Source organism: Aureimonas sp. Leaf427 (assembly GCF_001425485.1).
Classification (GTDB): domain Bacteria; phylum Pseudomonadota; class Alphaproteobacteria; order Rhizobiales; family Rhizobiaceae; genus Plantimonas.
In genome coordinates this window covers 250,038-265,000 of sequence record NZ_LMQW01000048.1, presented here as the reverse complement: position 1 = coordinate 265,000, position 14,963 = coordinate 250,038, and the positions used below count along the sequence as shown (strand labels likewise).

At 68.5% G+C, this 14,963-nt stretch carries 11 protein-coding genes (1 of these 11 only partly in view); 2 read left to right on the top strand and 9 right to left on the bottom strand.

The genetic code is table 11. The features are described 5' to 3' along the window. Positions 1–1,308, top strand: partial view of a M23 family metallopeptidase gene (locus ASG62_RS20780; RefSeq protein WP_056696314.1) — the 3' portion only. 627 nt of this gene lie to the left of the window's left edge; the window shows 1,308 of its 1,935 coding nt (coding positions 628–1,935); its start codon lies beyond the left edge, outside the window; the stop codon is at positions 1,306–1,308. Positions 1,309–1,445: 137 nt separating this feature from the next. Here ASG62_RS20780 and ASG62_RS20775 read toward each other — a convergent pair whose 3' ends face one another. The 5 genes from ASG62_RS20775 to ASG62_RS20755 form a co-directional block, all read right to left on the bottom strand. Continuing rightward, positions 1,446–2,654, bottom strand: coding sequence for an extensin family protein (locus ASG62_RS20775; RefSeq protein ID WP_056696315.1), 1,209 nt, complete (start codon positions 2,652–2,654; stop codon positions 1,446–1,448). Further along, positions 2,651–3,853, bottom strand: coding sequence for a L,D-transpeptidase family protein (locus tag ASG62_RS20770; RefSeq protein ID WP_244487621.1), 1,203 nt, complete (start codon positions 3,851–3,853; stop codon positions 2,651–2,653). Before ASG62_RS20770 ends, ASG62_RS20775 begins: the two co-directional genes overlap by 4 nt. A 100-nt stretch (positions 3,854–3,953) precedes the next feature. Continuing rightward, entirely contained in the window at positions 3,954–5,390 is a 1,437-nt protein-coding gene (locus ASG62_RS20765) for a L,D-transpeptidase family protein (RefSeq protein WP_056696317.1), read from the bottom strand. 246 nt (positions 5,391–5,636) lie between these two features. Beyond that, positions 5,637–6,833 carry an NAD(P)/FAD-dependent oxidoreductase gene (locus tag ASG62_RS20760; protein WP_082537328.1) on the bottom strand — a complete coding sequence of 399 codons (1,197 nt, stop codon included), beginning with the start codon at positions 6,831–6,833 and terminating at the stop codon, positions 5,637–5,639. A 101-nt stretch (positions 6,834–6,934) separates the two neighbouring features. Then, positions 6,935–7,771, bottom strand: a complete 837-nt coding sequence (locus ASG62_RS20755) for an aldo/keto reductase (protein WP_056696319.1) — start codon at positions 7,769–7,771, stop codon at positions 6,935–6,937. A gap of 145 nt (positions 7,772–7,916) precedes the next feature. Here ASG62_RS20755 and ASG62_RS20750 point away from each other — a divergent pair, with 145 nt between their 5' ends. Next, a complete protein-coding gene (locus tag ASG62_RS20750) occupies positions 7,917–8,306 on the top strand; it encodes a PRC-barrel domain-containing protein (protein WP_244487622.1) in 390 nt (129 codons plus the stop codon). 62 nt (positions 8,307–8,368) lie between these two features. Here the strand turns inward: ASG62_RS20750 and clpB are convergent, their stop codons facing one another. The 4 genes from clpB to prfA all read right to left on the bottom strand — a co-directional run bounded on the left by clpB (position 8,369) and on the right by prfA (position 14,956). Continuing rightward, positions 8,369–10,990 (bottom strand): ATP-dependent chaperone ClpB, encoded by a 2,622-nt coding sequence (gene clpB / locus ASG62_RS20745; protein ID WP_056696321.1) that lies wholly within the window; start codon positions 10,988–10,990, stop codon positions 8,369–8,371. Between the two features lie 247 nt (positions 10,991–11,237). Beyond that, positions 11,238–12,506 (bottom strand): DUF4167 domain-containing protein, encoded by a 1,269-nt coding sequence (locus ASG62_RS27305; RefSeq protein WP_200944733.1) that lies wholly within the window; start codon positions 12,504–12,506, stop codon positions 11,238–11,240. A gap of 511 nt (positions 12,507–13,017) precedes the next feature. Next, positions 13,018–13,884, bottom strand: coding sequence for a peptide chain release factor N(5)-glutamine methyltransferase (gene prmC, locus ASG62_RS20735; protein ID WP_082537330.1), 867 nt, complete (start codon positions 13,882–13,884; stop codon positions 13,018–13,020). Further along, positions 13,877–14,956 carry a peptide chain release factor 1 gene (gene prfA, locus ASG62_RS20730; RefSeq protein ID WP_056696326.1) on the bottom strand — a complete coding sequence of 360 codons (1,080 nt, stop codon included), beginning with the start codon at positions 14,954–14,956 and terminating at the stop codon, positions 13,877–13,879. The genes prmC and prfA overlap by 8 nt, the downstream gene beginning before the upstream one ends. Positions 14,957–14,963 lie beyond the last annotated feature (7 nt).

The following is a 14,963-nucleotide window of genomic DNA, read 5'->3' as shown; positions in this document are numbered from 1 at the left end:
ACCCTGTCCGACGAGCCGGTGCAACTGGCCTCGTTGGAGCCCGTCGATCCCTCGCGCTTTTCCGACACGTCGGACGCAGCATCCTACGAGCCCGGCTCGGCCTTCCGCGTGATCGAGGAGAACGTCTCGATCTCGATGCCGGACGAAGGCGGCGCGCGCTATCAGGAGGAGATCATCCCCTTCCGCGAGACGCGCCCGATCGTCGAGGCTCTCGCCGACAGCGGCTACGAGAGCATCGAAGCCCTGCGCGCGGCCGGGCGCCTGACCGATCTTCTCGGCACGAAGGTTCTCGATGCCGGCAATGTCGTGCGCGTCGGCGCGGCGATGACGGGGGAGACTTCGCGGGTCGTGCGCCTTTCGGTCTATCGCGGCGTGCAGCACATCGTGACGGTGGCGCAGACGGACAAGGGCACGTTCGAGCCGGCCGCCGAGCCGACCAAGAGCGCCGCCGTTCGCGACGCCTTCGACGAGAGCGCGACGGAAACGCCGCGCCGCGCCGACATGCCGACCGCCTATGACGGCATCTATCAGGCGGCGCTCGCCTACGGGCTGAACGAGAAGCTCTGCGGGCAGCTCATCCACATGCTGGCCTCGGAGGTGGACTTCCAGTCCCAGCTTTCGCCGAGCGACCGGCTCACCGTCTTCTATTCGCTGGAAGAGGGACAGAACGCGGCGACCGACGCCTCCGACATCCTCTATGTCGAGGCGCGCTTCGGCAATATGAGCAAGCGCTACTACCGCTTTCGCGGACCGAAGGACGACCGGCCCGACTATTACGACGAGGAAGGCCGCAGCTCCCGGCAGTTTCTCCTGCGCAGCCCCGTGCCGAACGGCCGGTTCACCTCGCCCTTCGGCACGCGCCGGCATCCCGTGCTCGGCTATTCCCGTCCGCATTGGGGCGTCGACTGGGCCGCGCCGAGCGGCACGCCGATTCTGGCGGCAGGCTCCGGCACGGTCGAGCAGGCCGGATGGACCAACGGCTACGGTCGGCAGACGATCATCCGGCACGCCAATGGCTACGAGACCTCCTATTCGCACCAGAGCGGGCTCGCCAAGGGGGTCGCCAAGGGGGCGACCGTGCGGCAGGGCCAGGTGATCGGCTATGTCGGCTCGACCGGCCTCTCCACCGGCAACCACCTCCATTACGAGGTGAGCGTCAACGGACAGAAGGTCGATCCGATGCGCATTCGCCTGCCCTCCGGCAACACGCTCGAAGGCGACGAGCTCGAGGTCTTCAAGCGCGAGCGCAACCGGATCGACGAGCTTCTGCGCGAGCGCGCGGATGCGGCGCATGTCGCCTCGCGCTAAGACAAGCCGCTTCGCGACGCCTTATATCAGCGGCCCTTACCTTCGACGCGTCGAAGGTAAGGGCGTCACGGCGGCATCAGCCGCCGCCGCGCCGGTCGGCGCGAGATACCAGCGGTCCTTTGCCAGGGCCGCCGGTATCACTTGCAGTAGGTCGCGCCGTTCTTTCGTGCCGCGATGTCGAGATGGAAGTGCGTGGCGTGGTCGGCATCCGTGCCGGGGCCGAGAACGGTCTTGAACGGGCCGCAGGCGCCGGTCCGCACGGTTTGCAGAAACGTCTCGTCCGGCGTGTTCGGCTCCTTGGCGGCGATGCCGATCTCGCGGCCGCTCTTGAAGACGAAGCCGCCGATATCGATCGCGCTGCCTCTCGCATGTTCGGAAATGCCGCTTTCGCTGGCGCGCGGACGGCAGACATAGGTCGAGGCGTGGCGAAACTCGGTCAGGCTCTCGCCGGGCAGATCGGCCTTGGCGGCAGGCACGACGCTTCGCGTCATCCAGTCGTCCAGCGCCAGCGCGGTGCGGCAGAGCATCTGCGTCTTCGGCGACACGGCGACGCCGGAGGAGAGGCGCTTCAGCGAAACCGGGCGAAGAACGCCGCATTCGCCCTCGCTGATCGTCTCGTCCACCGTGAACTCGGCGCCACGGGACTTCAACTCGGCTTCGCAGGCGATCGAATCCTCGACGGCGGCGGCGGCTTCCACCGTCGCTGCGGGCGTGACGTCGAGTTCGCGCGACTTCAGCTTCTCGGTCGAGTTCGGCGCCTCTTCCGCTTTCGGCGCCGGGGGCGGCGGGCTCGTCTCGGGCGCCGGCACGGGCGCGACCGGCGGCGGCGGAGGGGCCGCGGCTGCAGGTGCGGGCGCGGCTTCGGCCGGGGTCGGTGCCGGACGTTCGTCGGGCACGGGGATTTCGTTCAGCGGCTTTTCGGCCGCCGATGTCGCCGGAGCGTCCGGCGCCTTGTCCGGTGCTTGCGCCGGCGTTTCGGCAAGCTCGGCGGGCGCATCGGCCGGGCGGGCCTCCGGCTTCGCGGCCTCGGCGGGAACCGGCGGCGCAAGGGGCTCGGCGGCGGGAGCCGGATCGGACGGCGCCGCCGGGCGGGCTTCCGGAACAGGCACCTCCGAAGCGTCGCCCGCCGCGGCAGTGCTCGCCGCACCTGCCGCCGCTGCTGTGGCCGCCGCGACGGGGGCTGCGGCTTTCGCCGCTTCCGTGCGACGCTTGGCCGGCTTGGCCTTCGTCCGCTCGCCGGCCCGGCCGACGGGATTGGCGTCCTTCCAGGGCAGCGTGTCCCGCGCCATGGCCGGCGCGGGTAGGATCAGAAGCAGCGCCAGGGCGCAGGCGGCAACGGGCCTCACCCCTTGAACTCCACGACCGTCTTCGCCGGCTGGATCAGCCTTGCCAGCGTATCGGCATCCCAATTGGTCAGCCGCACGCAGCCGTGACTGGCCGTCTTGTCGATCTTGGACGGCTCGGGCGTGCCGTGAATGCCGTAGGTCGGCTTGGAGAGATCGATCCACATGGAGCCGACAGGCCCGTTCGGCCCGGCCGGCAGGGTCAGCTTCTTGGCATTGTCGCCCTGCTTGAAGTTCTTCTTCGGATCGTACTCGTAGACGGGATCGGGCGCGGCGCCGTTGACCTTCATCGTGCCGCTCGGCGAAGGCGTGTCCTCCGATCCGATCGTGGCGGGCAGGGCGAGAAGCATCTTGCCGGATTCGTCGTAGGCGAAGAGTTCGCCCTTCGACCTGTCGACCACGATCCTGTCGACGAGGGGCTCGGGGCCCGGGCCGGCGCCCGGATCGGCGACGAGGATCTTCGTGCCGACGGCCTCGAAATCGGCGTCGGGATTGAGGATGCGCAGGAGATCCTCGTCCATGTGGAAGCGCTCGGCCAGCGCCTCGGCGGGGCCGCGAAAGCCGAGCCATTCCAGCTTGGCGAGATCGGCGTAGTCGGTGGGGAGATCGGGCACGTAGCGCGCGCCGATATCCTCCTCCGTCAGCGTGTAGGTCGTGACGACGGGCGCGGTGTCGGCGGAGAGGCTCTTCCAGACCGCCTCGTCGAGCTTTCCGTCCCCTTTCAGGTCGTGCATCTCCTCATAGGCACGCACGGCCTTGTCCGTGTTGCCGCCGGCCAGACCGTCGATCACGCCCGGCGAGACATGGGCGCGGTCGAGGAGAATCTGCGCGCGGATGAGAAACGGGTCGGGAAGCTTGTCGGCCTCCTCCACATCGACCTCGGCGGCCTCCTTCTCGTCGGCGATGGCCTCCTTGGTCGCGGCCTGCGGGTCGGGCGTTTCGGGAATGTCGGTCGCCTCGACCGCCGCGCCGTCCGTGGGGGCTGCGGGCGCCGCCTCGTCCTCGGCCTTGGCCTCCGTCTTCGCCTCGCTCGCGGCTTTTTCCCGCGTCTGCCAATCGGACAGGACGGCGGCGTTGATGGCTTTGGCGGAGAGGTCGGGGGCCGAGAGATCGGCGGCCGGAAGATCGGGGGCCGTCCCGGCGGCTGAAGCCGCGCCCGAGGCGAGGATCAGAACCATCGCCGTCATCAACCGTAGCGTCATCGAAACATCCCCACACGCATCCGGGCCAATGCCCGGCCTCGACCGGACAGGAGAACGTGCGAAAGACGCAGCGGCTCCCGCAATTTCGCCGGCCTTCGAACTATTCGATGAATTCGACCGTGACGCCCGGCTTCACCAGTTTCGCCAGCTCCTGCGCATCGAAATTGGCGAGACGCACGCAGCCGTGGCTGTTGGTCTTGCCGATCTTCGAGGGCTCGGGCGTTCCGTGAATGCCGTAGGTCGGCTTGGACAGGGCGATCCAGATCGTTCCGACCGGGCCGTTCGGGCCGGGGGGAATGGTGAGGATCGACTTGTTCTGGCCTTGGGTGAAATTGATCTTCGGATTGTAGGTGTAGTTCGGATCGAAGGCGATGCGGCTCACCTCCACCGTGCCGCTCGGCGAGGGCGTGTCGGAGGAGCCGATCGTCGAGGGATAGGCGGCGACCAGCCGGCCGGCCGCGTCATAGGCGCGAACCTGCTCGCGGCCCTTGTCGGCGATGATGCGGGCCACCGGCTCCTTCACGTTCTCGCCGACGGCCATGACCTTGATGATCGTGCCGGGCCTATTGAAGTCGGCGCCGGGATTGATCGTCTTCAGATAGTCCTCGTCCATGTGGAATCGCTCGCCGAGCATCTCGGTCACGCGCGTGTAGGACATGGCGGGAAGCTTTGCCTTCTCGGCATAATCCTCGGGGATCGAGGCGAGATAGGGCCCGACGAGATCCTTGTCGGTGATCGTGTAGGAGACGACGGCCGGCCCGCCCGTCTCGTCCAGCTGCTCGGCCAGCGCCTGGGAGTCGGTCGCGTCGATGCGCAGGCCGAACTTCTCCTCGTAGGCCGCGACCGCCTTGTCCACGTTGGAGCCCATGCGACCGTCGATCACGCCGGGCGAGATGCCGGCGCGATCGAGCAGGACCTGCAGGGCCGCGATCTGCACGGAGGCGTTCTTGCCCTTCGGGCCGACGACGCTCGGCGCGGGGCGCGATTCCGGCGCCGTCGTCTCGCCGGGGAAAATCGGCGCCGAGCCGCGATCGGCGGGAAGGCCGCCGGGCGAAGTCTCGCCGGGCAGGCCGGCGCTGCGGCCGGACTGCGGATAGGCGTCGTCGTAGAGCGGATCGGGCAGCGGCGAAGCCTCGATCGGATAGTCCTCGTAAGGATCGGCCGAGCGCGGCAGGCGCCCGCCGCCGACGGGGCCTTCGAGGATGATCTCGTCCCCCGAGCGGCGCGGATCGTTGAGAACGACAGGGTCGCGCGACTGCGAGGGGCGACGGCGCGGCCGCTCCACGGAAATGATGCGCCCCTGCCCGTCCACCGTGACCGTGCGGCCGAACTCGTCGACGAAGGTCTGCGTGCCGCGCCCATTGTCGTAGAAGGGATCGACCTCGGGATCGTAGAACTGGGCGAGGCGAACGCCCGCCTCCGGTGAGGAGGCAACGCCGACCTTTTCGGCACGCGCCGACGCCGGAGCATCGGCCGCGGCGAAAGCCGGTGCGCCGGCGGCCGACAGCGCCAGGAAAGCGAGCATCGCAGACTTCATCTCACGTCCTTCCAAGCGAGGGCTCTTCGGCAGAACCTCGGAGCGCCGAGCATCCGAAGGGGCGCCTTACGGCGGGTCCCTCCTTCGCATCGCAAAGCCGGCATCGTTCGACACGGCTTCCCGCATGGTTAGCCCCGGCATGGTTAGCCATTGATGAATGAACGCGACATGAAGATGGCCGGCGCCGCCGGCGGCGGTCTCGCGGCGCCCCGCCGCAAGTCTCGCGGAAGCCTGCGCAGGCGGGGTTTAGGCCGCTTGTCCGGCGCACCAGCCGGACGACCAGGCCCATTGAAAATTGTAGCCGCCGAGCCATCCCGTCACGTCCACGACCTCGCCGACGAAGAAGAGGCCGGGCACGGTCTTGGCCTGCATCGTGCGCCCGTCGAGGTCGCGCGTGTCGACGCCGCCGAGCGTGACCTCGGCCGTGCGGTAGCCCTCCGAGCCCGCCGGGCGGAAGCGCCAGTCGGAGACGGCGGCGGCGACCCTCGCCAGCTGCTTGTCCGAGTGCTCCGCCAGAGTGCGCGCCGGTGCCGCGCCGGCCGCGCGTTCGGCGACGGTCTGCGCGAGGCGCTTGGGCAGGATCGCGGAGAGCGCGGTCTGCACGGCCTGCCGGCCGTTCGCGGCGCGCGCCGATTTCAGGACGGCCATCGCATCGATATCGGGGCGCAGGCGAACCGCGATCTCGTCGCCCTCGCGCCAATAGGAGGAGATCTGCAGCATGGCGGGGCCGGACAGACCGCGATGGGTGAAGAGCAGAGCCTCGGGAAAGCGCGTCTTGCCATGCGCCACTTCCGCATCGACGGCGACGCCGGACAGGGGCGTCAGCGCTTCGAGGCTCGCCGGGTCCAGCGTGAGCGGCACCAGGGCCGGCCGCGTCTCGGTCAGCCGCAGCCCGAACTGGCGGGCGATCTCGTAGCCGATACCCGTCGCGCCCATTTTCGGGATCGACTTGCCGCCGGTCGCGACGATCAGCGAGCGGCCGAGGACGCGCCCCTCCCGCTGGCCGGAGAGCGCGACGACGAAACCGTCTTCGTTGCGCTCGATGCCCCCGATGGCCGTGCCGAGCGCAAGCTCGGCTCCGCCCTGCCGCATTTCGGCGAGCAGCATGTCCACGATCTGCCGCGAGGAGCCGTCGCAGAAGAGCTGGCCGAGCGTCTTCTCGTGATAGGCGATGCCATGGCGCTCGACGAGGCCGACGAAATCCTCGGCCGTGTAGCGCTTCAGCGCGGAAATGCAGAAGGCCGGGTTCTGCGAGAGGAACCGCTTGGGGTTCGTGCCGGTGTTGGTGAAGTTGCAGCGGCCGCCGCCGGAGATGCGGATCTTTTCGCCGGCCGCCTTGGCATGATCGACGACGAGCACGCTGCGCCCGCGCCGGCCCGCTTCGGCAGCCGCCATCATGCCGGCCGCGCCGGCTCCCAGAACGATGGTGTCGAAGGTCTGCACGGTCTTGAGCGATCCCGATCCGGCGCCCGTCCGCGCGTTTTGACGTAACGAGGCAGGCGCTTCAGGCCCCGTGCCGGTCGGCACGTTCCATGGGCCAGCGTTCAGATGACCGCAAGCCTTTGCTTGCGCTGCGGCGGGGGAAAGGCCGCGTCGATTTCCCGGCAGTCCTCCCGCGTCAGGGCGATCGCATCGGCCGCCGCGTTCTCCAGCGCATGGGCGGGCGAGCCGGCCTTCGGAATCGCGATCATCTCGTCGCCCTCCAGCGCGAAGGCCAGCGCGATCTGCGCCGGCGTCGCCTTGTGCCGGCGCGCGATGCGCTCGAGCGCGGGATGGCGCAGAAGCGCGCCGCCCTGCCCGATCGGCGAATAGGCCATGGCCGGAATGCCCCGTTCGGACAGGAAGGGCAGAAGGTCGAACTCCGTGCCGCGCTCCTCGGGATTGTAGAGGATCTGGTTGGTCGCGCAGCGCTCCCCGCCCGGCAGATCGAGAAGCTCCTCCATGTCCGCCGTGTCGAAATTGGAAACGCCCCAGTGGCGGATCTTCCCGCTTTCGACGAGCGCCTCGAAGCCCTCGAGCGTGGCCTCCAACGGATGGCCGCCGCGCCAGTGGAGAAGGTAGAGGTCGATCCGATCGGTGCCGAGGCGCTTCAGCGAGGCCTCGCAGGCGCGGATCGTGCCGGCCCGGTCGGCATGGGACGGCGCCACCTTGGAGACGAGATAGGCCCGATCCCGGCGCCCCGCCAGCGCTTCGCCGACCAGCGTCTCGGAGGCGCCGTCGGCATAGATCTCGGCGGTGTCGATGAGGGTCATGCCGACGTCGAGGCCGGCGCGAAGGGCGTCGATCTCGCCGCGCCGCAGCTCCCGGCGCTCGGCCATCATCCAGGTGCCCTGCCCGAGCGCCGAGACCTCCGTTCCGTCCGGCAGCGTCACCGTCTTCATGCCTCGTTCTCCCCGACGTCCTCGCAGGCCTCGTCCATCCGTCCGCTCATGCGCCTTGAGGGCCGCAAGCGGAACGGCTGGGGCGGGCCACCGTTGTTCCTGCAAACTGAACCCGCAAATCTGCTTCTGCAAGGAGACCAAGCCCATGTCCTCCACCCTCGGACAGCACGAAATGGCGAGCGTCGAAGTTTCCGGCGACAATATCGAAGCCAGCCGCGTCAGCGGCACCAGCGTCTACGACATCCAGGGCGAGAAGCTCGGTTCGATCGAGGATGTCGTGCTCGGCAAGCGCGACGGCCGCGTGAAATACGCGATCCTCTCCTTCGGCGGCTTTCTCGGCATCGGCGAGGAGCACTATCCGCTGCCCTGGGAGACGCTGAAATACGATGAGCGCCAAGGCGGCTATGTCGTCGGCATTCCCATCGAGCAGTTGAAGGGCGCTCCGAACTACAATCGCTCGGCGCGCCCGGCCTGGGACGACCCGGACTACGGCCGCGGCATCGACGACTATTACGGCATGCGTCCGGTTCTCTGAACGGCGTTTCCCGAGATGAAAAAGGGGCGGCTCTTGGGAGCCGCCCCATCTTTTTCGTGCGATCAGGCCGCGACCCGGTCTCCGACCGCGTCGGTCTTCGAGCCGACGACATGGAAGATCAGGTGATCGCCGCCCGCCGTGATCTTCACGCGGGATTCGTCGCGCACCTCGCCGAGAAGGATCTTCTCGGCCAGCGGGTCCTGCACCTCCCGCTGGATCACGCGCTTCAGCGGGCGTGCGCCATAGGCGGGATCGTAACCCTTCGCGGCCAGCCAGAGCTTGGCGCTCTCGTCGAGCTCCAGTTCGATCTTGCGATCCGTCAGCAGCGCTTCCAGGCGCTTCATCTGGATGTCCACGATGGCCCCCATTTCCGAGCGCCTCAGCCGGTGGAAGAGGATCGTCTCGTCCACGCGGTTCAGGAACTCCGGCCGGAACGAGGCGCGCAGCGCATCCATGACCTGCGGACGCACGACATCGACATCCTGCTCGTCCGTCAGGGTCGTCAGATAGTCGGCGCCGATGTTCGAGGTCATGACGATCAGCGTGTTGCGGAAGTCGACCGTCCGGCCCTGCCCGTCGGTCAGGCGCCCGTCGTCGAGCACCTGCAACAGGACGTTGAAGACGTCGGGATGGGCCTTCTCGATCTCGTCGAAGAGCACGACCTGATAGGGCCGGCGACGCACGGCCTCCGTCAGCGACCCGCCCTCCTCGTAGCCGACATAGCCGGGAGGCGCGCCGATGAGGCGGGAGACGGAGTGCTTCTCCATGAACTCCGACATGTCGAGCCGCACCATGGCGGTCTCCTCGTCGAAGAGGAAGCGCGCCAGGGCCTTGGTCAGCTCAGTCTTGCCGACGCCGGTGGGGCCGAGAAAGATGAAGGAGCCGATCGGCCGGTTCGGGTCCTGCAACCCGGCCCGCGCGCGGCGGACGGCGCGCGACACGGCCTGCACCGCCTCGCCCTGCCCGACCACACGCTGGCCGATCGCATCCTCCATGCGCAGGAGCTTGTCGCGCTCGCCCTCCAGCATCCGGTCCATCGGAATGCCGGTCCAGCGGGAGACGACCTGGGCGATGTGATCGGGCGTCACGGTCTCCTCGACCATGGACGATCCGCCGCCCTCCTCCTTGGCCTCCGCCTCCTTCAGCTCGCGCTCGAGCCCCGGGATTTCGCCATAGGCCAGCTCGCCCGCGCGCTGGAACTCGCCCTTGCGCTGCGCGGCGGCCAGCTCGTTGCGGGCTTCGTCCAGCCGCTTCTTCAGATCCGCGGCGCGGCCGAGCTTGGACTTCTCGGCCTGCCAAGCCTGGGTGATCCGGTCGGATTCCTCCTCCAGATTGGCCAGCTCTCCCTCCAGCCGCGTCAGGCGCGAGCGCGAGGCGTCGTCGTTCTCGCGCTTCAGGGCCTCGCGCTCGATCTTCAGCTGGAGAATGCGCCGATCGACCTCGTCCAGCGCTTCGGGCTTGGAATCCACCGCCATGCGCAGGCGCGCCGCGCCCTCGTCGATGAGGTCGATCGCCTTGTCCGGCAGGAAGCGGTCAGTGATGTAGCGGTTCGAGAGCGTCGCCGCCGCGACGAGAGCGGAATCGGAGATGCGCACCTGATGGTGCTGCTCGTACTTCTCCTTCAGGCCGCGCAGGATCGAGATCGTGTCCTCGACCGAGGGCTCGGAGACGAAGACCGGCTGGAACCGCCGGGCGAGCGCGGGGTCCTTCTCCACATGCTTGCGATACTCGTCGAGCGTGGTCGCGCCGACACAATGCAGCTCGCCGCGCGCGAGCGCCGGCTTCAGGAGGTTGGAAGCGTCCATCGCTCCATCGGCCTTGCCCGCCCCGACCAGCGTGTGCATCTCGTCGATGAAGAGAATGACCTGGCCGGCCGCGGACGTGACCTCCGACAGGATCGCCTTCAGCCGCTCCTCGAACTCGCCGCGATACTTCGCGCCGGCGATGAGTGCGCCCATGTCGAGCGCCATCAGCCGCTTGTCGCGCAAGGATTCCGGCACGTCGCCATTGATGATGCGCAGCGCCAGCCCTTCCGCGATGGCGGTCTTGCCGACGCCGGGCTCGCCGATCAGCACGGGATTGTTCTTGGTCCGGCGCGACAGAACCTGGATCGTGCGGCGGATCTCGTCGTCGCGGCCGATCACCGGGTCGAGCTTGCCGTCGCGCGCGTCGGCCGTGAGGTCGCGGGCGTATTTCTTCAGCGCGTCGTAGCCCTGCTCGGCGGAGGCGGAGTCGGCCGTGCGCCCCTTGCGCAGGTCGTTGATCGCGGCGTTGAGGCCGTTCGCGGTGACGCCGGCCTTTTCCAGAATCTGCGCGGTCTTGGCGGTCTTCTCGACGCACAGCGCCAGGAGCAGTCGCTCGATGGTGACGAAACTGTCCCCCGCCTTCTTGGCGATCTCCTCGGCCGTCGCCAGAACCTTGGCCAGCGGCTGCGAGATATACATCTGCGAATTGCCGCCGGACACCTTCGGCACGGCGTTCAGCGCGGCGTCCACGGCGAAGCGCACGTCGGCCGCCCGGCCGCCCGCCTTCTCGATGAGGCCGGCCGCCAGCCCTTCGGCATCGTCGACGAGAACCTTCAGGAGGTGTTCGGGAAGGACCTGCTGGTGGTCCCGCGTCAAAGCTGCGGTCTGTGCGGCCTGAATGAAACCACGGGCGCGCTCGGTATAGGATTCGATGTTCATGCGTGTCTCCCTTCGCCGATTCCCCCGCTTTGCGGCAGGAATCGTCCAGTTCGGAGTCCGGCTCCCGCTGTTCGGCGAGCCGCTCTGCCTGGGAATATGGGAGCTGGAAAGATCACTGAAAAGGGGCGGAAGCCGCGTCTCGACCGGGCTTTTTCGGACCGCCGCAAAGCGTCAGCCGCCGGAGCCCCCGAACGAAAAAAGCGCCGGATCGCTCCGGCGCCTTCTGTCTTGTTTCGGTTCGTGACGATCAGCCGTTCGAAGCCATGAGGAAGGCCGGCAGGTGATCGCCGCCATCCTCGGGAGCGTCGTCGTCCGTCTTCTTTTTGCGCGGACGGCCGGGACGGCGCTTGGCCTTGACCTCGCCCTCCGGCGCATCGCCCTCGGCAGCGGCCGGCGCGGAGATCTCGGCGGACGGCGCCTCGACAGGTGCGGGAGCCGGCGCGGGTGCCGATCCGGCTTCGGCTGCGGGCGCCTCCGCGGAAACGGCCTCGCTTTCGCCGAGCCGGGCGCGACGCGGACGGCCGCGGCGGCGCGGTTCGCCCTCGGAGCGGGCGGGCGCGTCGCCATAGGTCTCGGCGGGCGCCTCGACATTCACCGGGACGGGAGCCGGCTGGAACTCGGCCTGGACCTCGGGAGCCTGCGGCTGGGGCTGGGGCTGGGCTTCGAAGCTTGACGCGGACGGCGGCAGACCGACGAAGGGCTGGGGCCCGAGACCGGAGGGGACCGGCGCCTGCGCCTGCGCGGCGCGCTCGCCCTGCTGCTCGCCCTCGTTCCGGTTCTGCCGGAACTCGCGATTGCGCTCGCCGCGATTCTCGCGGTTGTTGAAGTCGCGATTGCCGCGGTTCTCGCGGTTCTCGCGGTTTTCACGGGGCTGGCCGTCGCGGCTCTGCTGGTCACGGCCCTGCTGATCGCGGTTCACGTTCGGCTGGTTGTCGCGCGCGGGATTGGCGTCCCGGTTCTGATAGTCGCGATTGCCGTCGCGCTCGCCACGGTTCTCGCGGTTCTGATAATCGCGATTGCCGCGGTTCTCGCGATTTTCCCGGTTCTGGCCGTACTGGCCGTCGCGGTTCTGGCCGTTCTGGCCGTCGCGGTTCTCGCGCTGGTAGGTGTCGCGCTGGCCGTTCTCGCGCTGGCCGCCGTCGCGGTTGTCGCGCATCTGCGGCTGGGCGGCGTCGGGCTGGCCCGCACCGTTCTGCGCCGTCTCGTCGAAGATTTCCTCGCCGTCCTCGTCATACTCGATTTCGCGCTCGTCGCGCTGGACCTGGAAGGAGCCCTGGGCGGCCGCGACGATGCGGCCGTAATGTTCGGCGTGCTGGAGGTAGTTCTCGGCCATCACGCGGTCGCCGGATGCGGACGCATCGCGCGCCAGCGTCAGATACTTCTCCGCGACGTGTTGCGCCGTGCCTCTGATCTTGACGTCTGGACCATTGGACTCGTAGCTCCGCGACATCGGATTGGGGCCCTTGCGGCCACGCCCCCGGATGCGTTGCTTGTTCTGCTGCTGCCCTGGCCTCATGGTCTTCCTGTCTTTGGATTTCCGGCTGTCAGCCGGGGGCTGTCTCTGGAGTTCCGGCAACCGCCGGGGGGTGTCCTCGGGTTTTCCGGCTCTGCGCCGGGGCTCGCTCTGGATGTCCAGCCGCCAGCCGGGGCTGTCTTCGATGTCCGGCCACCAGCCGGAGGCTGTTCCTGGATGTCCGACTGCCAGCCGGGTGGTTCCCTCATGGCGGAGGACGAAGCATCGCTCCGCACGGTCCGGCCCGCTCATCGCGCGGCCGCCATCAAAAATTCGCTGTCGCTTCAGCGTTTTCGGTTCAGCTAGGCGATCCCGATTGCTGGAGTCACGGTCGGCCGGCGAGCCAATTCGAGCATCCCACCTTCCGGCAGCGTCCCTGGCGGCCGGGCCCGGAGGGATGTTCCCCCTCGATCATTCCGTGACAAGCCAAATCTAGAGGCTCGAACGGCCGGGAACAAGCCCTTTCTGGAGCCGTCCCCCGAATGTCTCGTCTTTATCGCGGCCGAAATGAACTTCAAACGATTCGACGAAAGGCCAGAGCCCGCTCGATACCGGCAAGATCACGCGCCGACGCGACGAGTTCGAAGCTCTGCTTCTCGAAACACTCCGTTACGTCGCTTGCCTGGCCCTGACCCATTTCGACGAGAACGTCGCCGTCCGCACGAAGAAGCCGCGCGGCATCCTCTGCGATTCTCCGATAGGCCGTCAGGCCGTCGGCCCCGCCGTCGAGCGCGAGGATCGGATCGAATTTTCGCACCTCGGCGGAAAGACCCGGTATCTCGTTCGTCGGGATGTAAGGCGGGTTGGAAACGATGAGGTCGAGCGGCCCTTCGATCGCGCGACCGTAATCGGACAGAAGTGGCCGGAACCGTGCGCCGACGCCGGCCGCCTCGGCATTCTTCGCCGCCGTCTCCAGCGCCCCGGGAGAGAGATCGACGCCGATGGCCTCGGCCCCGGGGTAGAGCGCGAGCAGGGAAACCGCAATCGCGCCGCTGCCGGTTCCGAGATCGGCGAAAAAGCAGGAGCCCCGGGCGGCGATGTGGCGCTCGACGGCGGGGCGGCAGAGATCGACCAGCACCTCCGTATCCGGCCGGGGCTCCAGCGTGTCCGGCGACAGCGCGAAGTCATGCGCATAGAAGGCCCGCCTGCCGAGAATGCGGTGCGTCGGCTCGCCCGCGAGGCGACGTCGTAGACGCGTCTCCACGAGAGCGGCCACCTGCGGCAAGACGGCATCCCCGCCCCGCAGGATCAGCCCGGCCGCGTCGAGCCCGGCGGCGTCGGCGACCAGGAGCCGCGCGTCGAGATCGCCGCCCGCGATGCCGGCCAGCCGGCGGCGGGCCTCCACGATCAATGCGGCAAGTGTCTGCGCGCGATCAGTCATCGCCGGCGACGGCGGCGAGAAGGCCCGCCTGATGGTCGGCGATCAGGGCCTCGACGAGTTCGTCGAGATCGCCCTCGATGATGCGGTCGAGCTTGTAGAGCGTGAGGTTGATCCGGTGATCGGTCACGCGCCCCTGCGGAAAATTGTAGGTGCGGATGCGCTCGGAGCGGTCGCCGGAGCCGACCTGGCTGCGCCGCGCCTCGGAGCGCTCGGCATCGGCCGCCGCCCGCTCCATGTCGAAGAGCCGCGCGCGCAGGACCTGCATGGCGCGCGCCCGGTTCTGATGCTGCGACTTCTCGGCCGAGACGACCATGATTCCGGTCGGAAGATGCGTGATGCGGACGGCGGAATCGGTCGTGTTGACATGCTGCCCGCCGGAGCCGGAGGCGCGCATCGTGTCGATGCGGATATCCTCGGCGCGAATGTCGATGTCGATCTCCTCGGCCTCGGGCAGGACGGCGACGGTGGCGGCGGACGTGTGGATGCGCCCGCCCGATTCCGTCTCGGGCACGCGCTGAACCCGGTGGACGCCGGACTCGAACTTCAGCCGCGAGAAGACCCCGCGCCCGTTGACGGAGGCGACGACCTCCTTGTAGCCGCCGACCTCGCCTTCGCTGGCCGACAGAAGCTCGACCTTCCAGCCCTTCGTCTCGGCATAGCGCTGGTACATGCGGAAGAGATCGCCGGCGAAGAGGCCGGCCTCCGAGCCGCCGGTGCCCGCGCGGATTTCGAGAATGGCGCTCTTCTCGTCCGCCATGTCCTTAGGAAGAAGGAGAAGCCGGATCTCCGCGCCGAGCGTCTCGATGCGCGCCCGGATGGTCTCGACCTCGCCCTCGGCCAGCTCGCGCATCTCGCGGTCGGCGGCGGGGTCTTCGGCAAGGGACAGCGTCTCGGCCAGCTCGGCCTCGCTCTCGCGCAGCCGGGAGATCGCCGAGACGATGGCCTCCAGCCCGGCATATTCGCTCGCGATCTTCGAGAAGGTCTCGCGGTCCCCGCCCTTGGCCATCTCGGCCTCGAGATAGGCATGGCGGCGGACGATCTCGTTCATCGTGTCGGAAGGCAGGCTCGGCATGGCGTCC